The organism is Wenzhouxiangella sp. XN201 (genome assembly GCF_011008905.1).
In the GTDB taxonomy this organism is placed as follows: domain Bacteria; phylum Pseudomonadota; class Gammaproteobacteria; order Xanthomonadales; family Wenzhouxiangellaceae; genus Wenzhouxiangella.
In genome coordinates, this window is the sequence record NZ_JAAIVI010000017.1 from 162,057 (window position 1) to 184,677 (window position 22,621).

Annotated in this window: 14 protein-coding genes; 9 read left to right on the forward strand and 5 right to left on the reverse strand. The window is 57.5% G+C overall.

What is annotated here, in order from left to right; all coding sequences use genetic code 11:
* Position 1 precedes the first annotated feature (1 nt).
* Positions 2-4,399: an amino acid adenylation domain-containing protein gene (locus G4Y73_RS01345; RefSeq protein ID WP_164228627.1), complete on the reverse strand. Its 4,398-nt coding sequence runs from the start codon at positions 4,397-4,399 to the stop codon at positions 2-4.
* 780 nt (positions 4,400-5,179) lie between these two features.
* On the opposite strand from G4Y73_RS01345, the gene G4Y73_RS01350 reads away from it, so the two are divergent.
* The 3 genes from G4Y73_RS01350 (at position 5,180) to G4Y73_RS01360 (ending at position 7,647) form a co-directional block, all read left to right on the forward strand.
* Positions 5,180-5,842: a DUF2569 family protein gene (locus tag G4Y73_RS01350; RefSeq protein WP_164228628.1), complete on the forward strand. Its 663-nt coding sequence runs from the start codon at positions 5,180-5,182 to the stop codon at positions 5,840-5,842.
* A 327-nt stretch (positions 5,843-6,169) separates the two neighbouring features.
* Positions 6,170-6,964, forward strand: a complete 795-nt coding sequence (locus G4Y73_RS01355) for a hypothetical protein (protein ID WP_164228630.1) — start codon at positions 6,170-6,172, stop codon at positions 6,962-6,964.
* Between the two features lie 221 nt (positions 6,965-7,185).
* Positions 7,186-7,647, forward strand: a complete 462-nt coding sequence (locus G4Y73_RS01360) for a hypothetical protein (RefSeq protein ID WP_164228632.1) — start codon at positions 7,186-7,188, stop codon at positions 7,645-7,647.
* A 280-nt stretch (positions 7,648-7,927) separates the two neighbouring features.
* Here the strand turns inward: G4Y73_RS01360 and G4Y73_RS01365 are convergent, their stop codons facing one another.
* Positions 7,928-8,806 (reverse strand): hypothetical protein, encoded by an 879-nt coding sequence (locus G4Y73_RS01365; protein ID WP_164228634.1) that lies wholly within the window; start codon positions 8,804-8,806, stop codon positions 7,928-7,930.
* A 418-nt stretch (positions 8,807-9,224) separates the two neighbouring features.
* Between G4Y73_RS01365 and G4Y73_RS01370 the strand changes: the two genes are divergently transcribed.
* The gene (locus G4Y73_RS01370) at positions 9,225-10,160 is read left to right on the forward strand and encodes an SHOCT domain-containing protein (protein ID WP_164228636.1); all 936 of its coding nucleotides are present in this window, start codon (positions 9,225-9,227) and stop codon (positions 10,158-10,160) included.
* 496 nt (positions 10,161-10,656) lie between these two features.
* On the opposite strand, the gene G4Y73_RS01375 is transcribed toward G4Y73_RS01370, so the two are convergent.
* The 3 genes from G4Y73_RS01375 to G4Y73_RS01385 form a co-directional block, all read right to left on the reverse strand.
* Entirely contained in the window at positions 10,657-12,417 is a 1,761-nt protein-coding gene (locus tag G4Y73_RS01375; protein WP_164228638.1) for an ATP-dependent helicase, read from the reverse strand.
* A complete protein-coding gene (locus tag G4Y73_RS01380) occupies positions 12,414-14,243 on the reverse strand; it encodes an AAA family ATPase (RefSeq protein WP_164228640.1) in 1,830 nt (609 codons plus the stop codon). Before G4Y73_RS01380 ends, G4Y73_RS01375 begins: the two co-directional genes overlap by 4 nt.
* Before the next feature lie 186 nt (positions 14,244-14,429).
* Positions 14,430-14,885: an antitoxin Xre/MbcA/ParS toxin-binding domain-containing protein gene (locus tag G4Y73_RS01385; RefSeq protein WP_164228642.1), complete on the reverse strand. Its 456-nt coding sequence runs from the start codon at positions 14,883-14,885 to the stop codon at positions 14,430-14,432.
* Positions 14,886-16,281: 1,396 nt separating this feature from the next.
* On the opposite strand from G4Y73_RS01385, the gene G4Y73_RS01390 reads away from it, so the two are divergent.
* The 5 genes from G4Y73_RS01390 (at position 16,282) to G4Y73_RS01410 (ending at position 22,575) form a co-directional block, all read left to right on the forward strand.
* Positions 16,282-18,654, forward strand: coding sequence for a DDE-type integrase/transposase/recombinase (locus tag G4Y73_RS01390; protein WP_164228644.1), 2,373 nt, complete (start codon positions 16,282-16,284; stop codon positions 18,652-18,654).
* Position 18,655: 1 nt separating this feature from the next.
* Positions 18,656-19,747, forward strand: coding sequence for an ATP-binding protein (locus tag G4Y73_RS01395; protein ID WP_164228646.1), 1,092 nt, complete (start codon positions 18,656-18,658; stop codon positions 19,745-19,747).
* A 680-nt stretch (positions 19,748-20,427) separates the two neighbouring features.
* Positions 20,428-21,042: a hypothetical protein gene (locus G4Y73_RS13980; RefSeq protein ID WP_240451115.1), complete on the forward strand. Its 615-nt coding sequence runs from the start codon at positions 20,428-20,430 to the stop codon at positions 21,040-21,042.
* A 42-nt stretch (positions 21,043-21,084) separates the two neighbouring features.
* Entirely contained in the window at positions 21,085-21,471 is a 387-nt protein-coding gene (locus G4Y73_RS01405) for a hypothetical protein (protein ID WP_164228651.1), read from the forward strand.
* Positions 21,472-21,573: 102 nt separating this feature from the next.
* Positions 21,574-22,575, forward strand: a complete 1,002-nt coding sequence (locus tag G4Y73_RS01410) for a restriction endonuclease (RefSeq protein WP_240451116.1) — start codon at positions 21,574-21,576, stop codon at positions 22,573-22,575.
* Positions 22,576-22,621 lie beyond the last annotated feature (46 nt).

Here is a 22,621-nt window from a genome sequence, read left to right on the forward strand (position 1 = left end):
ATCAGGCAGCCGGGCCGCCTTCCGCCCGATCCGCCGGTCGCGCGGTCGGCGCGCCGGTCGCGTAGCGGCGTGCCAGCCCGAACGTACGGCGCCAGATCAGCCATGACTGAGGTCGGCGACGCAGCGCATGCAGCTGCGCCAGCAATGCGTCCCCGCGCCGTCCGGCATCGTGCATCTCGAGTCCGCGGTCACTCTCGATCATCACTGCGACATGGTCAGCGATCGCCGCACCGCGCTGTGAGCTGCGCAGCTTGTTGAGCAGTTTCAGTCGCGCAGCGGCCATCTTGCCGTGGTTGGCGCTCATGTTGTTGTCGTGCAGCCGGTAGCTGGCGGTGACCACGTCGAGGTAGCGGATCGGGAAGCGCTCGGCGATGCGCAGCCACAGGTCGCGGTCTTCGCAGCCCAGCCCGGTGAATTGCAGATCGAACGCGCCGACTGCCTCGACGCAGCGGCGGTGGAACACCACGGTCGGGCAGGACACGTGCTCGAGCCGCAACGCAATTGCCGCGTACGGGTCGCGCACGTCGCGCCAGCGCGGGCCGCAGGTCATGATCCAGTGTCCGCGGGCATCGATTCGCTCGATGTTGGCGTGCACGAGGCCAAGCTGCGGGTTGGCGTCGAACGCGGCCACCGCGAGCTGCAGGTGATCGGGCTTCCACAGGTCGTCGGAATCGAGCAATGCGAACAGTTCGCCGCGGGCGGCCGCGATCGCCGCGTTGCGCGCCGCCGGCAAGCCGGCGTTCGACTGGTGGATCACCCGGATGTGCTCGGGATGCGCAGCGGCATAGCGGTCGGCGATCGTGCCGGTGTCGTCGGTGGAGCCGTCATCGACCACCACCACCTCGAAGTCGCTGAAGCGCTGTGCCAGCGCGCTGTCGAGCGCCTGCGCGAGGTACGCGCCGGCGTTGTAGGCGGGGACGAGCGCGGTGACCCGCGGTGTGCGTGCGTCGGTGGTCATGCCGGCTTCCCCGGGTTTCGTCGATGGATCGCCGGAGCGGCCGGCACCGGCGTCGAGCGCCGTGCCCAGCGCAGCGGCGAGGCTGGCCCGCGAGATCAGATCCGCATGGGTGCCGCCCACCGGCACCACACGCACGCGCTCGCCGACTACCTCGCTCCAGCCGAGCGTCGGGTCGAAGTCGCGACCGGCACGGCCGTCGCTGGCCAGGAACAGCGTGATTTCGTCGTCGTACTCGCCGGGCACGTAAGCCTGATAGGCACGCAGGCTGACCCGCTCGAGGTAGCGGTAGCGCACCGAATGCGGCAGCGCACGCCCGAGCAGGCGATAGCCGGACACCCGCGTCCGATCGGCGAGTATCCGCCCGCGGCTCGACAGCGACGCCGAAACGCGGCGCAGTAGCGCACCGGCGCTGCCATCGAGCAATTCGCGCAGCCCTGCGCGCAGGCTGCGGGTCGGCACGCGTGCGGCCTCGCGATTGCGCCACTGCGGCATCTCGCTGTCGAACATCGCGAGCAGCTCGACCCGCTCACCGCGCGCCCGCAGCCTGCGGGCGATCTCGAACGCGACCACGCCGCCCATTGAGCCGCCACCGATCCGGTACGGCCCCTTCGGTTGCTTGCCGACAATCTCGCCGACGTAGCGCTCGGCCATCGCCGGGATCGATGTCAGCGGCGCGGTGAGCCCGTCGAGGCCGACCGCCTGCAGGCCGTACACCGGCACATCCGCCGGCAGCGCCCGGGCCAGTGCGCGGTAATTCATCACGTTGCCGCCGACCGCGTGCACCAGGAACAGCGGGGTCTCGTGCCCGGCCGGGCGGATCGGCACAAGCGGCCGCCAGACGTCCTCGGCAACCGGGATCATGCTCGGCCGCACCGCGCTGTCGCTGACCCGCGACCCGGCCGCGGCGAACGCCGACGCAAGCGTCGCGATGGTCGGTGCACGCTCCAGCGTCGCCAGCGGGAGATTGACGCCGGTCTGCTGCTCGGCCTGGTGGAACATGGACACCGCGATCAAGGAGTAGCCGCCGAGGTCGAAAAAGCTGTCGTCGATGCCGAACTCGTCGTGGCCGAGCACCTCAGCCCACAGCTTGTGGAACAAGGCCTGCAGCGGCGACTGCGGCGAGCGGGTGCTGGCGGTGCCGTTGGTCAGCGGCGGTGGCAGTGCGGCGCGGTTGGTCTTGCCGTTCGGCAACCGGGGTATCTCGGCCAGCACCACCAGATGCTGAGGCACCATGTATTCGGGCAGGAAACGGCGCAACGCAGCGCGTATGCCCGCGGTATCGGGCACGTGACCCGGTGTCGGCACGATGTAGGCGACCAGCCGCTGGTCGCCGGGACGGTCCTCGCGCACGATTACCAGGCTTCGCGCGACGCTCTCGAGCGCGGTGAGCCGCGCCTCGATCTCGCCGAGCTCGATCCGGTAGCCGCGCAGCTTGATCTGGTGGTCGAAGCGCCCCTGGTGCTCGATCTGACCGTCCGAGCACCAGCGCCCACGATCGCCGGTGCGGTAGAGCATGCGCGGCGGCTCGCCCGGCTCGGCCGGCAGGAAGCGGTCCGGCACGAAGCGATCGGCGGTCAACTCCGGGCGCTGCCAGTAGCCGAGCGCGACGCCGTCGCCACCGATGCAGATCTCGCCGCTGACGCCGACCGGGCATTGTTGTCCGTACGCATCAAGCACGCGCAAGTGGGTGTTGCGGATGGGCTGGCCGATCGCGATGCCGCGCGTGCGCGGCTCGACCTTCCAGCAGGTGGAGTACACCGTGGTCTCGGTTGGACCGTACAGGTTCCACAGCTCGGCACCGTCGGTCGTGAGCTGCTTGGCGATGTCGGCCGGCAGTGCTTCGCCGCCGCACAGCGCGCGGAATCCCGCCGGCGGCTGGAAGCCGGCGTCGAGCAGCAGCCACCACGAGGCCGGGGTCGCCTGCACGGTGTTGGCACCGGACGCTTCGATCAGCCGGCGCAGCTTGCGCCCGTCGGCAACTTGTTCGCGGGTCGCGAGCACCACTTCGCCACCGACCCACAGCGGCAGCAGCAGCTCCAGTACCGACATGTCGAACGACAGCGTGGTCACCGCAACCAGCCGGTCGTCGGCGGCGAAGCCCGGTCGTTCGGCCATGCCGTGCAGCAAATTGGCGACCGTGGCGTGCGGCACCACGACCCCCTTGGGCTTGCCGGTCGACCCCGAGGTGTAGATCACGTAGGCCGGTGTCAGGCGCGGATCGGCGTCGGCCGGCAGCAGGTCGATGTCGGCGTCGCTGCACGCGTCAATCTCGTCGCGGTCCTGGTCGATCAGCAGATGCTCGGCAATCGGCAGCCGCAGCATGTCGAGCAGCCGCCGGTTCGATACCACCAGCGCGAGGCCAGCATCGAGCACCTTGAAATGGAGACGCTCGGGCGGGTAGCTCGGGTCGAGCGGCACGTACGCGGCGCCGCACTTGAGCACCGCGAGCATCGACGGCAGCATCTCGAGGTCGCGTTCCAGGCACAGGCCGACCCGCGCCCCCGGGCCGACGCCGCGTGCCTGCAGCGCGTGGGCGATGCGGTTGCTGCGCGCGGCGAGTCCCGCGTAATCGAGCCGGCCGTCGTGACATTGCAACGCGGGTCGCTCGGGATGACGCTGCCGGCTGGCATCGACGCTGCGATGGATCCAGCCGCTGTCGGGTAGCGGCCGGAACCGCGGCTGCCAGCCGTCGAGCGCGGCGCGGGTGGCCTCACCGAGCAGCGCCAGGCCGCCGACTGCGGCGACAGGCGTTTCGACCATCGATGCCAGCAGGCAGTCGAAGCTGTCGAGCCAGTGGCTGATCGTCGCCGCCGAGAACAGGTTGGTCTGGTAGTGGCATTCGAGCCGCGCATCGGCCTGGCCGAACGCGATTTCCAGCGACACTTCACACAGGTCGCTGCGGCAGGGCAGCGCAGTCGCCTCGGCACGTTGCCCCGAAACGGCATCGGCGAGCGCGTCCGGATCGGGATACAGCGCGACCGACACCGCCGCCGGATCATCCGGTGCCTGCTCGCCCGCGGTCTGCAACGCGGCCGCGGCGGCATTGAGCAGGCGGGTGAACGGTGCGGCCGGGTCGACCTGCAACGTCAATTGTTGTTGGCCGCGCTGGCCCGGAAGCGCCGGGTCGCTGGCCGGCCACCAGGCAAAGCGCACCGTGTCATCGCCCGACAGTCGCGCCAACCAAAGCGCGGTGGCCGCGGCGAGCACCGCCTGCAGTTCGACCCCATGCTGCGCCGCGAGTGCGCGCAACGCAACGAGCCGATCCGCCGTCAGCCCGCGTTCGATGCGCGCCAGCGACGGCTCCGGATGCCGGCCGCGCGGGTAATCGCTCGGCAGCAGGGTGATCGGGGCCGGACTGGTGGGCCTGGGCGCGACTCCGGCAGACGCTTCATGCTCGTCCACTTCGGCCAGCATTTGGCCGTAGCGCGTCAACTGCGTCATTGGGTGACCTGCATCGATTGCTCTCGGGCAATGGCTGCGGCGGTCGGTTCAGCCTCGCCGCACCCATCCATGGATGTGCAGCCAGACTAAGATCGGATCACCCAGTCGTCTGTGCGACAGTATACAGAGCTCGCGGATGTGAGCCCATAGTTTCAGTGGTTGGGGAAGCATAAAGTGGCCAGTTTGAGGAAGCATAAAGTGGCCAAGCCTCTAAGTGACTCATTTGGTTCCTAAAATGGTTCCATCCAAAGGATGGGCTCCGTGCCTATTTTCCTTTCGAGTGGCGATGCTTTGACTTTTACAGGGATGTGGATGTTCTGTCAATTGGGGCCCCCTCGGCGCCCGTGATGCCTACTGAACAAGGGGGCTCGGTCTTCGTGTGCTTCGACTGACCACCTGTTGGGCGACAACAAATAAAGCGCTCAAAAAACAGGGCATAGAAACGCGCATGCCCGGTCCAAAGACCAGATAGCAAATTTCCTCGCTGCATTATAGGAACTCGACCGTCCAGCATAATCTCGGGCCGCCTTGCTCCAAGGCTTCGGGCAGCCCGTCTATGGCTTGAGCTACGCCGGAGGCGCTTCCCCACTTCACGGTATGCTTGAAGCTCGCTGGTCGCCCGCATATGATGAAGCTAATTGGCGTCTGCAACATCCACGGCGATTCAATCGGCGATTCCGGATCTAATTTTTTGGGGGTAGCGTGAGTCTCATAGCCTGTCCGGAGTGCGAATCAGAGATTTCGGATCGAGCGATCTCGTGCCCCAGGTGCGGATATCCGATGGATTCGGTCGCGACTGAATCAGAAGAGAGCTCCGAAGCGGCAGAGACGTCCCGGGAAGACGAAGGCGGATCGAAGACATCCGAAAAATCGAATCAAGCCCGCCGCGATCAGGGAGGCGGGCCTGATCAGACCCGGACGCTTCTCAATGATTCAGGTGGGTACACCACATTCTCCAAGGGCTCGTCTCCCGAGTCTCCAAAGAAAGCGGTTGAGCCGTATAAAGGCATGGGGCCATGGCTGAGAATTCTTTGCTTCTTCTTGATTGCATGGCCCATCATAGAAGCGTCGAATCTATACAACGCTATGCAAGGGTTTGATGCGCCACAGGGTCTTCAGAATTTGGCCGCCGCCAACTATGTCTTGCTGGCAATCAAATTCTTTATTGGCGTCGCTCTACTCAAGGACCTGCGGCAAGACAAGCGGTGGTCCACCATCCGCCTTACGGTGTTCCTCATCTGGATCGCATGGCCCATTTGTACGGCCATTGAATACTTGGTGCTCCCTCCTCTGTTTGTTGGGGAGCTAATGACCCACGAGAACGGCCCCCTTGCATTCGCGATCGGCTCGGTCGTCATTTCGGCATTGTTCACCAGCGCCTGGACAGCTTATCTTCTTCAGTCGGACCGGCTAAAGGCCACCTATCCTGAGAGCCGCAGTTAATTTGGGAGCATGAGTCTATCGCGAACTGCGCTGCAAGACCCACCCGAGCAATCGGGTGTGGCCTCGTCCCTCTCGAGGGCATTGTCTGAAAGGGTAGGCTCGATTTCGAGCTCGTCGAGGACCTCCAGCGTCTCACTGGGGGCCAAGAAGGAAAGCTTGAGTGTCTGGTTGCGCATTCCTGAACTTCCTGCCTCGGGACCACGGCGGTGCACGGCGGCGCCAGAACACAGACAGGCTAGATTTAGCTAAGCTGCAGGTAAGCGCGCGTTTGATATAGACTACGTGCGTGTTTAACAATTGCTGATAGCCACAAAGGGGGCATTCTGAATGGAACAAAGTTACGGGCAATTGAGGGAAAGTGTCTCATCAGCTGCCAGCAGGTTTGCGTCAATGGCAAAAATGCCGGTTGTTTTATGTCTCCTGATGCTCTCCCAATCACAACAAGCTAGCGTGGCCCAAGACGGCAGCCACCCATTGCGAGGAAGCCAGAATAGGGAGGGGCAAGCAGTTCATTCCAAAACAGTATCTGTTCGTGCTTTGGGCGGGCAGCTCTCAGTTAGGCTTCCAGACGGATACTGTTCAATCAAAGATAAAGGGCGGGAAGGCGAGATGCTCAAGCACTCCCGCGACATGATGCCTCAGTCTGTACGAATCCTCCACGCGGCTGCGGAGTGCTCTGAGCTTGCCAAGTACGCGGCAGGTAACTCAGATGAGGTTTTTCACTGGCTTCAAGTACAGATGATTGGTCCTAGTGGAACGTTTCGCCGCCTTCCTTTCAGTCGGGAGGAATTTCTCAGCAACATCGGCGGGCAGCTCCCTGAGATTGACTTTACGGCCATTGAGTCAGAGGCGGAAACCCTACTGGAACGAGCTGGGATGGATGTTTCGTCTGTAAAGCAAGCGCCAATTGGCCGTGACGGCAACGCGATCTACATGGCGACAAATTTTAGCGTTGAGAATGCTGCTGCACCGAGGCATATTCGCGGCTTGGGTGCCATTACTTTGGTGAATTCTATTCCCTTAGGTATCCATGTGTATTCCTCCAAGCCCTTGAGTGATTCCCCACGGGATTTGCAGTCGGACTTGCACTCTTTGTTGCAAAGCATCCTGCACAATAACTAAATCAGACTGAATCAGTTTTGAAAAAGGCCCAGCCTTTACATACACTGCTCGCTGCTCTCGCGTTTTTGGCGTGTTGCCCGCTAGATGCAGCAGTAGATGTGGAATCACTTACTTCTGTAACCGTAGGGAACCTGGTGACAGTTTACTATCCTCGTTCTTGGGCCGTCGGGGACCGAGAAGCTCGAGAGGGCGTACGGGATGAGGCGCTGAGGCGCTTGGATATGGAAGACGTACACATTGCATCGTTGGCAGTCAGCTCTTATCCGAAGCCATCTGAGGTCTATCTACGAGTATCTTTTATGCCGCTGGAATACACGATCTGCCCAGCAGATGCTGAGGCCGAGATCCTTGCGAACAAAAAAGGAGTGATCGATGAGCTACGGATCGGCCTAGAAGATGAGATGTCAAGCCTTAGCCGAAAAGCAAGAGATTTGTGGGCTACATTCGAGGATCTGAGCTTTGATACGAGGGCTGTTGACGAAAAACCGGCTTACCTAATTGAATATCTAAGGCCAAGCAACAATTTTCCAGACTCTATGATGCGCGTCCAGCAGCTTCACGTACCTCTAGGATCGAGAGAGGCCCTCATAACGATATCTTACTTGTCGAATAGCGAGTCCGCTAGGAACAGAGCGGTCCAACTTCTGGAACGCATCGAGCTGAAGCCTGTCTGCACGTCCTAAGCCCGGTCTCAGCCTCCCTGAGAATGCTGAGGATCTGGTGGTCGCTAAAGCGTGATTTGCGCACGTGGAATCTCCTGTTGCTCCATTATGAGAACATTCCACTTCTGAGCAACACCAATTTCCGGGGGGTTACCAGGGCGCTGTACCAACTGGGCTTCGTCAGCCCGACCTTGTCGACCTGATGGCAGCCGCCGCCCCGACCAGAGGCCGGGGCTGGTCGACCTCACTCTTCTGAACTATCTTCTTCAGGCTGTGACGCCGAGTATTAGCGTGAAAGCTCCTAGCTGCAAGAATGAATTGTATTGGTCAAAAATTTACTGCCGTCTGAGAAGAGATATAGGTATGCAATGGTGCCGCCTAACCTAATGTAGGCCCTGTTCACTCCGCCTTCGGAACAAACGCCGTTCCGGCTTTTGGACAGGAACTCATAGTGCATCTCTGCCCTAGATTTTCCCGTACTATCCCAAAGCTCCATCAAACCCTCTTCGTCTGATGAAATTCTCATCACGAGAGTCAGCACGGAACCCGACCGAATGACTTTCTCGAGATTCATGGTGGCGCTCATCCGCTGGGGTAGATCTGCACTCGTTGCATCTTGGATCTGAGCGGCTCGTTCCGACGCTTCTTCGCCTTCACTTTCCTTCTGCTCCTCAGTGGCAAAAGCGTTGTCGCGCGCATACGCGAGCAAAATGTCTTTTGCTAACATTCCGACGTCTTCGGCAACCCCCATATTTTCGGGTTCGGAAGACTCAACCTGTGAAATGACCGGCTGCATGAAGCTCCGCTTCAACCTTGTGAGCTCGTCGTCTTGGGCATTTTGATCACGAGAACGCAAGATGTAGTCTGACATATCGTCGAAATCGTGACGTTGTGCTAAGGCCCTATACAGCTCCAGTGTTAACTCAATTACATGCACCCCGCCACTCCCATGACCTAGTTCCTCCATCAGTCGACTGGACTCGCCCTCGAAAAGCATGTAGGAAAAGACCAACGCTACCTTTCTTTCAAATTGGTTTAAGGGATCGAAATATGCATCAAGTTGATTGACCGTTTCAATTCGGTATCGCTCCGGAACTTCATATTGATCTTGGAGAGAAGGGTAATCGGAGCAAATAGCGGATATTGGGATTACCATAGCCAGCAGCAGCAAAGCACGCATAAAGATATTTTTCCTGTTTTATCGTGGTAGAAGATCTTGGTTAAATGAGGTCAGCCCCGAAGTTTGTAGGCTTTTTCATGGCGCGAGCGAACGGTGCCGCCACCCTGTTCAGGAGAAGCGCTGCTGTAATCCAAATGGTGAACGCCAACCGCCCGCAGACCATTATATTGAAGCCCTTAATGCAGGCAAGTGCAGATTCTGAATATGCCCAGCCTGGTCACGTAACGATTCGAATAGTGTGCGCCACCTCTCTTGTCTGCAGCACCAGTTACCAAACGCAATAACCGGAGTTTAGCAGTTGCCTAACTCCATTCGGCCGACGAGTTTCGGACTGGGCGCCTATGAAAGGACCTATAATGTCCGCGCAATCCATCTATATCGGCAACCGTCCGTAATCTGACTCCTGAAGGGGGATTTCATGAAGGCACGTAGTTTTCGAGTGAGGGTCACAGCCCTTTTTTCCCTAGCGCTGTTCGCGGCCATTCTGATCACTGTTCCCGAACAGTCGGAGGCTTCATACGGAAGAGTTCCTTCGTTCAAGGTCTATCCAAATGGGTCTGCCAAAGCCACCTGGAACACGCCGGTCGGAGATTTTTCCTATATAGAGAGCTGCGAGGCTTTGCGACCAGATCTATATAGAAATGGGATGGGCGATTCTCGGGGAAGAGCTCCTCGTCCCAACGTTGGGCAGCATGAACCGGAGGATTATGCTCCTTATAGCGTTTGGTGTAGGAGGGAGCTTGAGCTGCCTATCGAGCTAACATTCTGGGATGAAATAAATATTGGCGGCCATGAGCGGCGCCCTTCTGATTTCGGTGGTAGCAATGCTTGGAGTGTGCGTTCGCCTCTCAGTTTCATTCAAAAATCGCTGGCAAATGACGAGGTTTTTGATGCTGAAGTACATAAGAAAGGGTTTCATTCTCGTTTGAACCCCTCAGAGTCGCACACCTTCTCTTTCCGACCCCCGGTTGGTTATGCGGCATATCTCACTGAGTTTTTTGAAGAGGCAGATGAGCTAAACAGGCAAGCAGCCGTCGCAAAACAAGCTGAAGACAAGAGACAGAGGATTATTCTGGGGGGCAGTCTTATTGGGGGTGTTATTGCCTTGGCTTTGTTGGTGAAGCTCTTGCGGTCCGGGCCGGTCCGAAGAGGTGCCAGAGTAGTTCACTCCCGCATAGCTACTTTCTTTAGCCGCCTAGCCGGCCTCGTTAGGCGCCTAAAGATCAGTTTCAAGCGCAAAGGAAACATGAAGGCCGCGCAGGAGCTGATGTACTGGTCCGAGCTAAAGGACAAGGGCGACATATCCCAGGAGGAATTCGAGGAGCGCAAGAAGGAGTTGCTGGGGGAAACGTAAGAAGGGAGTGCTTGAATCGCCCAGTTAAGTGCGCGTATCATCCAGAACACAATCCCCAGCATTGGTTGGGGACATTAAACAAGGAGGATTTTATGTCCGAATTTTTTCTGTCCCCATTGCTGACCCAAACGGAGAGAAGTTTGGCTTGTAGCTGATGGGGAAATTGGAGAAGGGTAATGTTGCAGTGAATCTACGTTGAGCACCTTTGAGCACAGCGGTTGGGCAAATCCCAGATCGAGTGCCCGATAACTATCGACGGTGAAGCTGTTTCTAGGCTAGGCCGCTACAAGGAAACGTCCTGCCGGAAATAATGTGGCGCGCTTAATAAAGGATCCAGGGTCTAGTCGCGCCCTTCGTTTTGCCTTCGCGCCATTCCCGCTGGTAAATTATGACCAATTCAAGCAAGTTCCGGCCCCTCCCGAGCCGCCAGCGGCGAGCTTGAAGCTCGCCGATTGGCTCGGATTCTATGCGGCTGGCGCTGAAGATCCAGGGCTCCTTACCGGGTTTCGTTTGTCTTGCTAGGCCCGTCACGTTTGAGATTGTGTCCCTTCAGGAGAAAACACGGAGAAAACGCATCGGTCAGGAGGAGTGCATCGTGTCGTGCGCGAGTCACGCCCACTCGAAGAAGCTTGCGGCTCTTTGTGTGGGGCGCCTTTTCCCAATCGGGGCATAGCGGGGAGATGTTGTTGCCGATATGAACAAGAACGACACCGTCGAACTCCTTGCCCTTCGACTTGTGGATGGTCATCACATTGATGCCCTGGAGCTCGCCGTCGCCGCCTGCGAGCTGATCTTGGGTGATCGCGGCCTCAATAAGAGAGTTTGCGTTTTGGTAGCTTCCGGTCTGCAGCCAGGCCTCGGTTAGGCTGTCAGAGATCCGTCGGCCGCGATTGAACGCCATCAAGTACACAACAAGTCCTGCGACGAGCTTCAGTTCGGCAACTCCCGATGCCTGAAGTCGGCGGCGGACGTCAAGCCAATCCGTGCCTGGATTGCCGGTAAACTCTTCGGCCTTTAGCGAGTTAATTATAGCCTTAAGCGCACGCGGCGCTTTTGCCGGTCCGCGCAGGGCTTGTTCGCGAGCGCTTTGTGCATTCCTTAGAAGCTGCTCAGCTTTGGTTGTCTTTCCTTTGGCGCGGTAGAGCTGTGATAGAAGATCGAGTGCGCTCGAAAGGCTCTGCCATTCATCATCTATCGGTTCCAAAAGCTTGGCAACTACGCGTGTGGCAAGGAAAACGTTGGCTTCGTCTATGACGACGCGGTGCGGGATTGCCTTCTGATCCTCTCCACCTTGTAAGGCCCGAGCGATAATTGCGACGCCTTTCCCCCAATTGGTAAGAACAGCAACGCTCTTAGGCGCTGCACCGGTTCTTTCCCTAATTAGCTTATAGATCGTTCCAACAGCCTTGCGGATTGAAAGATCGCGGGTCTTCTGCTTCGGATTGAACTGGTGATGGTGAATGCCCTCATATCTATAGCCCCTCGGCTGATTCGAGAGGATGTCATTACCGAAGCTAACGATCTCGACGCCGGGGCTTCGATTGTTCTGCATGCCAAGCTCGACGCGCATTGGCCCGATTGCATTTTCAATCTCTATGACGCGGTCCTCGCTGACATCGGGCCGGAAGTCGTATATTTGTTGCTCGAGGTCGGCCAGGAAAACAAGCTGCACAAGCTCACAGAGCTCGCGAATGCATGCCCATTGCTGTTCACCGGTATCCTGTGCTTCGTCGACTATCACAAGTGGATAGCGCCCGGCGATGACGCGCCTGAGTGCGTCGCTGCGTGAAAGTAGTTCCAATGCTTTCGGCGCGAAGAGGTCAAAGATAATCCGCCCCTCCTCGGCAAATAACCGCTCACGCTCGACGATCCAGTCTTTGTCAACTTTGGTTGCGCCGCTGCGGTGAGCGCGCTCGTCGTGTGGCAGCATGATTTCAAGGCGGCGCGGCGAACCGAGTAGGTAGGCATGTCCCTGGAGGAGCTGCCAGCAGAATGAATGGAACGTCTGGATCTCGAGATAGCGGCGCAGCGCTAGGGGAAGATCCCGTTTTGCCGAATCGACGATTCGGGACACTGCAGCGCGCGAGAAGCTCAGGAACAGTACCTTCTGCCCTGGCTCAAGTCCCTGTTCAATCCGTTCGACGGCCTTTCTCAGCGCGATCGTCGTCTTTCCGCTTCCAGGTCCACCTGTGACGAGAACGTGACCGGTGGCCTCAAGAATGCGTCGGCGCTTTTTGCAAATAACCAGCTCGGTCATTTCCCTGGCGTTTTCTGCGCGTCGCCCGCGGATTCAGTTCCTAGTTCTCCATCTTCCGCATGCTCATCCGAAATCGGTGCGATCTGTGGTTTTGGGAAGTGCGCAAAAAGCGTGTCGAGAAAGTCGGTGATAGACGGTGGAAGTTCTCCAGGCTCGCAATATTCGAGCAGTTCGGCCGCGCGACCCCAGCCTTTGTGGTCCTTAAGCACGTTTTTGGTCAGCAAGCGCACGGCTTGATCATCCGGACGGGAAGCAGGAATACCTGTCTTTGGTGCTAGCGCACCATCTCGCAGAAATTCCAGGTAGGCCCACTGATGGTCTAGTGGTACTTCCTCGGCCAAAAGGTCTTCCATTCCGAGATAATCAATCTCGTTAACAAGTTCGAACCCGGCTTCATTGAGTGCGTCTGCTTCTTTGCCCGGGCGTTTCTTCTTATCGAGAAAGGCGAATGTCGGCAGGCCGAGTTGGACGAAAAAGCGACCAAGTTCGGAGATGTTACCGTCACCGTCAGCTGAAATTAGTGTGACGCCAGCGAGATCAAGTGGGTAAATCTCGTCGTCTGCTGCCTGCATAATTTCAGCAGCTGCGGTAAGCGCGAGCTGCTCAGTCAATCCCTCGACAACGACGACGCCTCGGCCTAGCATTCCCTCGGCGAGGCCGCGCCTGACGTACCGCTGGTAGGTCTTGGCTTTCATGCTCCCGAGAGCGACGGGCTTGCCGGTAACTTCGCCGGTCCCACTGCGTCGCAGGAGAGCTATGCGGGGCGGATCGAACTTTTCGATCACATAGGGCGAATGCGAGGTAACCAGGCACTGCGTGGTATTGTTTATAAGGTAATTGGCAACTCGCCGCTGTGTGTGTGGAGGAAGTGCAATTTCCGGCTCCTCCATTGCGAAAATTACGTTCTCTTCCTTGAGTTCAGCGATAAACGAAAGCAGTGCGAGCACAAGCGTATTAAGCGTGCCAGTGCCCGCAGCCTGAAATGGCACCGGCTCCTGATCGGCGGTTAGCCTAATGAAAAAGCTGATTGTTTTGCGAAGATGCTCCCGGGTGAGCTGCGACACAAATAGACGGGTTGCGTCGCCAGGTTGGTCCATCGCGATATACTCAGAGATGCGGCGCTCGACGGTCTGGAGTACCGGTGTCAACTTTGTTGCACCCTCTTGGATGGGTGGGTCAAGATTCTTGAGACGCGTGCGCAGATGTTCCCAGATGCCGGTCTGTAGGCTCTGGGTTCGCAGAATGATATCAAGCAGTGAGCCACGCTCGAGACTAAGTGCCCGGGAGCCTGTCCGAAGCGCCCTCAGGTAGAGGAATCCGAAACATCGGCGAACGGCCCGGGGGACGCGACTATCGCCTTCGTTCTCTGGGTCGTACTTGGAAGAATAGAAGGTAAATGCTTCGAATTCGTCCTCATCAGGGTTGTAGCGTGCAAGCGTGAGAAGACGCAGGCACCATTCATAATCATCGTTATCGACTTCGTCGATCTCGCCCTGTTTGAGGATTCGGCGATTTGCGGGGTCCCAACGTTCAAGATAGTTCGCACAACTCTTCTCGATAGTTGGCGTTACATTGGTTAACAAGACCTCAATACGAACAGGACAAGGGTTGCCTTCGTCGTCAAGATATCGAGCATTGTAGAAGTCGTATTCCTCAACAACCGGAAAGCGGTTTTGTCGGTCGGGTGAAAGCGCTAACTCAAGCGCTTCGCAAATAGTGGATTTTCCAACATTGTTACCGCCAACTAGCAACGTGTGCCCAGACATCTCAACTTCAGCCTTCCTGATGCCCCGAAAATTCTCAATGGCAAGCTTGCTTATAATCACCGGTCGTTACCTTAGGCCCGCAGGCATTCTTGTAGATAAGCTTGGTCTTAGATGACCCCATGGGTATTTTGATTTATCGTTGCGGATAGTAAGAACTAGTCTTCACCATGGAACCAGAAGTTTTGGCGCAAAGTCAATGGATCTTGCATTAGTTATCTACAGCTACTCGGGCCACACTACGGCACCTCAAGCCGCCGAACCATATCGCAGTCGACCCAATAGCTGATAAATGACTTCAGCGCCGCAGGTGCTTCCGGCCAATACCGCCATCGGTGGGCGACCACCAAGTAGGGGATGCGGGCCGGACAGAAATCGCCTGGCCTTGCTTTCGTCTTGGAATGTTTCCAACGCCATTTGCCAGCAGTGGGCCAAGCGGACTGTGCCGTCACTCTCGCAAGGGGTCAGCTTTCCGTCCTTGCGCCGACCGAGCGAGGCGGGCGAAATCAGTGAATTGAGGAACTTCTGGCCTTCTGGCGCCAGAGTTTCGTGGAGCCGCAGGAAGCAGGACTTTGGAAGTCCTTCCTCGCAGCGGTGCGCCAAATCGAGGAGCGTGACGGACTCCGCGTTCGCCAGTCCCAGAGCTTTGGCGATTTCTGTGGGTTTCGCGCGCATGGACTGCCCTTTGCTTTCACCCGGCTTCATTGTAGCGCAGGGGTTTCGCGCAGCCGCCCTGGGGTCAGCGGGGCCGAGTCGGGCCTCGCGCGACTTGGAGTACACTCTCAGGAAGGTGGAAATCTTGAGCTTACTGGGCATTCCATGAGCGAACCTTCGGGCTGGACGAGCCAGGTCATACGAGCTGACGGAACGGTGGACGTTGATGCACTGGCTGGGATCCTGCTCGTCACCAAGGCCGATTTGGTGGCCGCTACGGGCCTGTCCCTCGGAGATGCCCCCGAGAACTCACAGCGGTGCTCTGAGGCGGCCCAGCGTCGGTTCCTGGCGCTTACGCGCATCTTGGAGCGCACGGCGCCGTGGGCCGGTCACCCCCGAATTGCTTTCGCCTGGTTTCGATCGCAATCCTTGCCTAGTTTCGGAGACTTGACTGCCGAAGACTTGCTGAAAATGGGGCGACTGTCTGCGCTGGAGCGATACCTGGATCGGGTCGCTGCCGGAGGATACGCCTAGTTTCGCTAGCTTCTTGCTTTGAGCCGGTCTATATGGTGTGGCGTGTTGGGACGCGCCACAGGGGCCGGCGCGCTTCCCACGATGCTAAGGCACAAGGGCTGGAGAGCCGGGTTTCAGGCCGCTCAGGCCCCTGTCATCCATTTCAGTGCTGCTCCGCGCGCCAACAATTTTCTCGAAACCGTAAATCTGTATCCGATTCTCAGTCTAAACAGCCCCAAACCGCCAGTTTCCAAGGGCGCTGGCGGTACTCGGGAACGGATTGAGTCATATCACTTCACACCAAGATTCCGATCCAAAACTGAAAAAATGAAAGCAAATTAAAAGGCTACGTGGCACCCATTGGACGGCCGAAAAGTTCATAAAAAATCGTATCCTAATTTCATGATTTTTATGATAAAAACGGACATTTTGGGCCGCTGTACAGGCCGGGATTTTTGTTGTACTCTCCAGTCATAACTAGTAGCCGACAGACTCAGCCATCGATGCAGAGCGACACCGAAACCGGAACCTACTCCGACCTCTTCGAGGCCTACGGACCCGTTCTGACTGTTGATGAGCTGGCGCGCGTTTTGAAGTACCCATCTGCTAGCGCGGTCCGTCAGGCGCATGCCGCTGGAAATCTACCCGTGCGACTTGGTCGCTTCCCAGGCAGGCGCACCTTACTTGCCCGCACCCGGGAGGTGGCTGACGCGATTGAGCAACGCTTGGCCTTGGAGCGGAATGGAGAAGAGATGATGGTCGTGAAATAGACTGACGCAAGAACGACAAAGCCCCGGGTTGCAGCCCGGGGCTCTGAGGATGGTGCCGTAGTTTTGGCTTCTCCGGCACCCTCCATTATCCACAACTAACCTGGCGCGTCAATACTCCAGACGCCCGGGGACGGGCGAGTCATGCCCGAGACATGGAGGGGACAATGTTATCCGACACCGAACTTGAGGCATACCTTTCCGGATTGGGAATCCCGGAAGCGGGACGCCAATACGTGATCAAGAGTCGAGAAACCGCTCCGACGCGGCAGATTGGGTGGGGTGCAGAGCAGTCAGTCAAGGGCCAAACCTACTCAAGGATTAACGAAGCAACACGCTGCTTCGAGAGCAGAGAGGAGCTTGCATGGATACGGAATCTCGAACAACAAAGCGAAGACATTCTTGAGTACCACGCTCAGCCCGAGCCAGTGGCTTGTTATACGCACGACATACGTGGGCGCCCCATTTATGGCGAACAGACCCCAGACCTTCTTGTCCTGAAGTCTGACTCGATCGTTGTTGTCGAAGTAAAAACAACCGAGGACGCAAAGAAACTCGTCGCCGACCGACCAAAAGACTGGGTGAAGAAGGACGATAGATTCCACTTTATCCCACTCGAAAGCCATTTTGCTGATCTAGGAATTGAATTTGAGGTGGGATTGGCAGAGAACATCTCCAGGTTGGAGGCAAGGAACAATGACCTATTACACCGGGTGCGCGTAGGCGTAACCCGGCCCAGCGAAAGAATCACCAGTACCCTCACAGACCAGCTTTCCCGAAAAACGTTTCTTACCCTCGGACACGTGCGCGAGCAGTATGGCCAGGAGATGTTTGAGGGAGCCCTATGGCTAATTGACCGTGGAATTCTACACGCGGCCCTCAAGCGTCAATCGCTTGTCGACGATTGCGCGATCATTGCCGCGAACCAGGAAATGCTCAATTTCGCAATCGAGAGCGTTCTGTCTACCCATAAGCAGGGCTTTGATGACGTTGACATAGCGGTGCTGGGAAATCGAAAAGCAGTGGAGCACTATGGCCAGAAGCGAGGGGCTGAGAACCTAGATACACGAACGGGGAGGCGGTATCGAGAGAAAATTAAGGCGCTCGGAGCTAGTGCGCCACGCGCCAAAGCCCTGATGCCGGCATTCCACAAGCGAGGAAACAGGCTGTCGAAAGTGGCGCCAGCCGTCAGAGATTTCCTAGACTCCTTCATCAGTGAAATCCCCAGTAGGAAATTCCCGTCGAAAAACAAGGCGTACATCACCTACCGCGTTGAAGCTAGAAAGTTTCACGCCAAGTATCCTCCGGTTTCAAAAAAGACCTTCCTCAAAAAGTACTCCACATTGGACCCTGTGCAGTTGGCAAGGTCAGCTGGAGGCCGAAGGGCCGCAAACCAAGCGCGTGGTTCAACGCCTGCGATCAAGCGCCATGCAAGAGCACAGAGGCCATTTGAGCGGGTCGTCATGGACCATACCCCGATGAAGCTCTTCATCACAGTAGCCGAGTCATCCCAGGGCGTTGCCATAGTTAAGCCTTGGCTAACGGTGGTTACGGATGAAGCGACCGGATGCATTCTCTACTTCATTATCACCCTGAAGCAGCCGTCACGACGAGTTTTCGCGCTGGTAGTTAGACACATTGCAAGAAAGTACGGGCGGATATTCGAGGCGCTGCATACCGACGGCGGAAAGGACATGGACTCGGTGTTCACCCGCCAACTGTCGGCGGAGTATGAGTTCACCTATTCAACCAGCCCAAGTGCCAATAGCCGGTTCAATGGGCTGGCAGAAGGGGCATTCGCAACATTGCGCACTACCTTCATCAAAGACTATCCAGCCAACTGCGTCGAATGGAGCGGTCGATCGCGGTCAAAAGGCTTCAAGCCCACAGACAAGGTCTGTGATGACTTACCTGCCATTTATAAAAAGCTCGAAGAAGCGGTTACTGGATACAACGACAGAATCGTTTCTGGAAACATGCTGAGTCGGACGCTCCACTTTAAGGATCTGATGCAGAGGTTTCCAATGAGTGGTGCGCCGGTTGAGATTGATCAGGCCTTTCTAATTGCAACATCCGTAGATTCCGGCGACTACCGAATCTCCGACCGAGGCACTATCCAGAAATTGAATCGGCACTACTCACCAGTAGCAGACAACCTCACCACAGGACCGCGGACTCGCGAAGTCAGAGAGGACTGTGAGAATCCCTATCTGATCTATTACCTCAGTGAAGATCGGTGGAAATGCGCCACTGCAGCGGGGTATGAGCGATTCGAAGGGCTCTCCGAGAACGCACGCAAGCTAGATGCAGCCTTAAAGCTCGAGGGGGCTGAAGCCAGGACAAAATTGAATGAATTAGCTACTGAAAGTCAGCATTCCAGGCTTGTGGCTTTAGCGGAGGAAGACCGAGCGCGATTTCAAGAGAAGAAGGCTAAGGGTGCTGAGTGCAAGAAGCCGAAGCCAGCCTGCTCAACTTCCGCGGATGATGTATTCAGGCGCGCAAGGCGCGTTAATGTCGAACACGATGAGCAGGAGGACTAAGATGAAGTGGTATGAAGAAAAACTCCAACAGTTACGTACAAGGAAGTTGCACCACCGAACCTATAAGAAGGCGTTATCCAACTTGCAAACGGAGTTGACGTTTTCAGAACCTGGGGAGGTCGTCGTACTAACTGGGCCTTCACGAGCGGGAAAGACGTCTGTCCTCGAACGGCTAGAGCGCGAATACCTCGAGAGCTCCGGAAATGATTCTTCGATTGAGCATCCTTTCGTTTATGTCGAGGCTGAAAATAAGGCTCAAGAGGGCCGGTTCAGCTCAAAAGCATTTTTCTCGGATTTGGCAGAGGCTCTGAACCATCCAGCCTTTTCGGCCCACGTCGAAGATGGGCGCCACCGGGCGCAGAACGTCAGCAGGACAGATAGGCGGACGACCGCTGACCTGATGACCGCATGTGAGCGAGCCTTACGCCATCTGAAGTCACGCTATCTTGCTATCGACGAAGCCCAGCACATCCAGTGGCACGGAAGTTCGCCCCGCGCGAGAACAGCCATTCTGGACTCGTTCAAGTCCTTTGCTTCAAACGCAAATGTAACCCTTGTCCTGACTGGCGCCTATCCCATTGTGGGCATGCTAAGAGCTTCGAATCACATGGTGGGCCGATCCTCACTTCTCGAGATGCCCAGATACCACGCCACGCCTGAGGACGCAGACGACTTTATGGGCATTCTCGATTGGTATTCTAAAGGTATTCAATTTGAGCGCGGTGTAGGCTCTCTAATTGACTGGGCCGGATACATCCATGAACACAGCTTAGGGGTGGTCGGCGCTGTGGGCCGTTGGTTGCGGATAGCAATGGCGAAGATGGTGTCCGACGGTTCGGAGGTTTTGGCCTGGAAGTATATGGATGAGGCCCGGCGCAACGACGGGGATTTGGCATCGATCGCGGCCGAGATTCGGCTTGGTGAAGAGCTGCTAAACAAAACCCCGGTCAAAGAGCCGGTTGTCTGGAGCGAGCAGGCGAAGGAATGGGGGCCAGCCTCTCAGGTTGAAGAGGCGGAGCCTAAGCGCAAGCGGCGTAAGCTCAAGCCGTTTGAGATTAGAAATCGGGTTTACAAGAAGAAGTTCAACAAATGAGTCTGTTTAAGCTTCGACCTATAGGCGTTGGTTCAGCCACAGTGGAGTCCTTGCCGTCGTATGTCGTGCGCCTCGCTAGTGTCCATGCTCTGTCGCCCAATGAATTAAGATCATTGGTTCTTAATCGCTATGCGGGTGACCCTCGTTGTTGCGACGAGATGGTTAGATCTGAATATGCGATCCCACGGCTGATCCACCTGCTTCGGCCGACTTCATTCAATAGGAGATTGGTGGAGGATCTCGAAGCAGCTACGGGAATGGTTGGGCTTTCAGCCACTACCTTTCTCGCGCTAGGGCGGGAGTTTGGTCGCCAAAGACGGGTGTTCCGAGACTACGTAGCGTGGTGCCCACTCTGTCTGCAGGAGCAAATCCAAACTGGACAGCCCGCATATTGGCACTTGCTTTGGGGGTTTCGCGACTATTGCGCCTGCCATCTTCACATGTGCCAGCTTGTAAGTCGATGCCCTAGTTGTGGGTCGAGGCAGGACTCTCTGGCAATGAGGGGCAGTATCGATACCTGTGTCCGATGTGGGATGCAGCTGTCCACCGAAAGTGCTACCGAACCTACCCATTCGCATGAGCAGCTCTATGTGCAAGACCTGGTCGATCTGGTGGCCGGGATAAGTGCCGAACCAACGTCCACTCTCAGTCAGGAGGCTGCCCGGAAATGTGTCGATGCCTTGTTCGATGAGGTTTGGGAGCGGGAGGAAGAGAGGCGCTTGTGGGAGCTGGTTCCGCGCGACGACTGCATATCCATCGCCTGCGGCGATAAGGAACTCACATTACCAGTCTTACGGCGAGTCGCTTATAGGCTCGGTGTAAGCCTGTACGGACTTTTGTCGGGCCGTCTTGAGCCGGTAACGAAGGTTTTGGATCCCGCCTGGCTAATGGACTTGCCTGCAAACCTCAGACCGCGCCCGAAGCGGCCCCGGATACACCGGCAGGAGTTTCTGGAGCGATTGGTGGCTGCGCGCAAGTCATTCCAGGAGCCGCCGCCGCTTTCAAAGCTCGCAGTTGCTGCCAAGACTTCGACGGGTGCGATTGAGTACCACTTTCCGGCATTCGCCGAGGAGGTCAAGTCAGCGTATCAGCGGCTAGTAAACGATCGGCGACAGCGCAGAGAGGAGATGGCTCGAACACTCGTATTCAAGTTCTTGGCAGATTCTCGGGAGATCTCAAGAAAGTCCGCCCAGAGATACTTGGCTAGAAGAAGCGACTTGTCCAAAAACCACATCCGTCGATTGGTTGCGAGATACGTGCCGCCGGCGGGAAAGATTCGCTCCGTTGTCCGGTGATATAGGAGGTGCGCGATGGTAGATCGAGGCCATGAGTTGGACGTGATGAAGGTCGTCCGGGGTCTCCGCCTCTCCGAGACTGCGCTGTCCGGCTGCCGAAACGAGCCCGAGAAGGCTATTCCCGCCATTCTCATTGGGTGGCAGGTGGTGGTAAAGAATTGCCTTACGAGCGAAGAGAGGTGGAAGCTCGAGAGTTCGCCCCCGGAGGCAACGCTCCTCGCCGAGATTGAGGAGATTTACTCCACAAACTGGCCGAACAAGCGAATTTGCCGAGCGCTCCGGACTTTCTACGACGCGGATCCCCAGGACTGGTGGGAAATGAAGGACGTCAGGGCATCTCTCGATCTTACGATTCGGAGTGCACTGGAGGCTGCTTTTGCCAGTTTGGAGGAGTTGCCTGAAGACGGCCAAGATGGCAGAAACGACTGATGCCTGGAGGACGGTAGGCCTTGCCACTGGGCAGGTCCAGGCTTGGGCGCAGTCTGGGTTCTGCGGTAAGCTTGCCGTTGAACATCAGGTTGAGGGGATTTCATGACGCTCTGGATGGTGCGATCGGCTTCCGGCGGCCGGCTGGCCGACGAATTCGTCGAAAACGGGCTCGTGGCCCTTGGGGCCGCTCCAGTCGGGGATCTGGGCCAATTTTCAGACAAGCAGGCCCTTATTGAGGCCCTTAAGAAGGAACGCCCTGATTTCAAGCCGGGGAGGGTCCAGACGGCGGCCAGCCAGTGGATTCGATTCCGCGACGAGGTCCAGCAGGGCGATCGGGTGGTGACCTACGACTCCAGTCGTCGGGTCTACCACGTGGGCACCATCGCCAGCGCCTATCGCCACCAGCCGGGCACCATCGGTGATTTCCAACATTATCGCGCCGTGGACTGGGAGGGCGAGGTCGAACGAGACGTCCTGTCATCTGGCGCCCGCAACTCTCTGGGGTCCACGCTGACCCTTTTCCGGCTTCCAGATGACGTAGCGGCGGAGATACTTCGTGCCCTGTCAGGTCGAGGAGCGCCCGAGACCGGTTCTCACGAGCCCATCGAGTCGGAAGACGAAGACGAGGACGCCCTGCTCGAAGGCTACCGGGATCGGGCCGACGAGATAACGAAGGACCGTATCAACCGCCTGAGTCCACGACAGATGGAGCATTTGGTGGCGGGAGTCCTGCGTTCCATGGGCTATAAAACGCGGGTTTCAGCTGAGGGCTCGGACCTCGGCGTAGATGTCCTGGCCTCACCGGACGGTTTTGGCTTCGAGTCCCCGAGAATTATCGTAGAGGTCAAGCACCGTGCCAGTAAGTCCGCCGATAGCAAAGAGATCCGTAACCTAGTTGGCGGGCGCCACGCCAGCGACAAGGGCCTCTTCGTCTCCACTGCCGGGTTTACAAAGGATGCCCGTTATGAGGCTGATCGCGCAAATATTCCGTTGATGCTGTGGGACCTGAATGACCTGTTCAAGGCCCTGGTCGAGAACTATGAGAATGCTGACCAGGAAACTCGGAGCTTGATTCCCCTTACACGCCTTTTCTGGCCGATTTAGGTCGTTAATCTACCCATTGCTTGTTTATCTATTGCAACTGATTGGT

Excerpts from the sequence above, each read along its gene's own strand:
- G4Y73_RS01385 (WP_164228642.1), bottom strand. The coding sequence starts at position 14,885 with ATGAAGCCGGGTGAAAGCAAAGGGCAGTCCATGCGCGCGAAACCCACA.
- G4Y73_RS01345 (WP_164228627.1), bottom strand. The coding sequence starts at position 4,399 with ATGACGCAGTTGACGCGCTACGGCCAAATGCTGGCCGAAGTGGACGAG.
- G4Y73_RS01350 (WP_164228628.1), top strand. The coding sequence starts at position 5,180 with ATGGATTCGGTCGCGACTGAATCAGAAGAGAGCTCCGAAGCGGCAGAG.
- G4Y73_RS01375 (WP_164228638.1), bottom strand. The coding sequence starts at position 12,417 with ATGACCGAGCTGGTTATTTGCAAAAAGCGCCGACGCATTCTTGAGGCC.
- G4Y73_RS01360 (WP_164228632.1), top strand. The coding sequence starts at position 7,186 with ATGGAAGACGTACACATTGCATCGTTGGCAGTCAGCTCTTATCCGAAG.
- G4Y73_RS01355 (WP_164228630.1), top strand. The coding sequence starts at position 6,170 with ATGGAACAAAGTTACGGGCAATTGAGGGAAAGTGTCTCATCAGCTGCC.
- G4Y73_RS01395 (WP_164228646.1), top strand. The coding sequence starts at position 18,656 with ATGAAGTGGTATGAAGAAAAACTCCAACAGTTACGTACAAGGAAGTTG.
- G4Y73_RS01410 (WP_240451116.1), top strand. The coding sequence starts at position 21,574 with ATGACGCTCTGGATGGTGCGATCGGCTTCCGGCGGCCGGCTGGCCGAC.
- G4Y73_RS01370 (WP_164228636.1), top strand. The coding sequence starts at position 9,225 with ATGAAGGCACGTAGTTTTCGAGTGAGGGTCACAGCCCTTTTTTCCCTA.
- G4Y73_RS01390 (WP_164228644.1), top strand. The coding sequence starts at position 16,282 with ATGTTATCCGACACCGAACTTGAGGCATACCTTTCCGGATTGGGAATC.
- G4Y73_RS01365 (WP_164228634.1), bottom strand. The coding sequence starts at position 8,806 with ATGCGTGCTTTGCTGCTGCTGGCTATGGTAATCCCAATATCCGCTATT.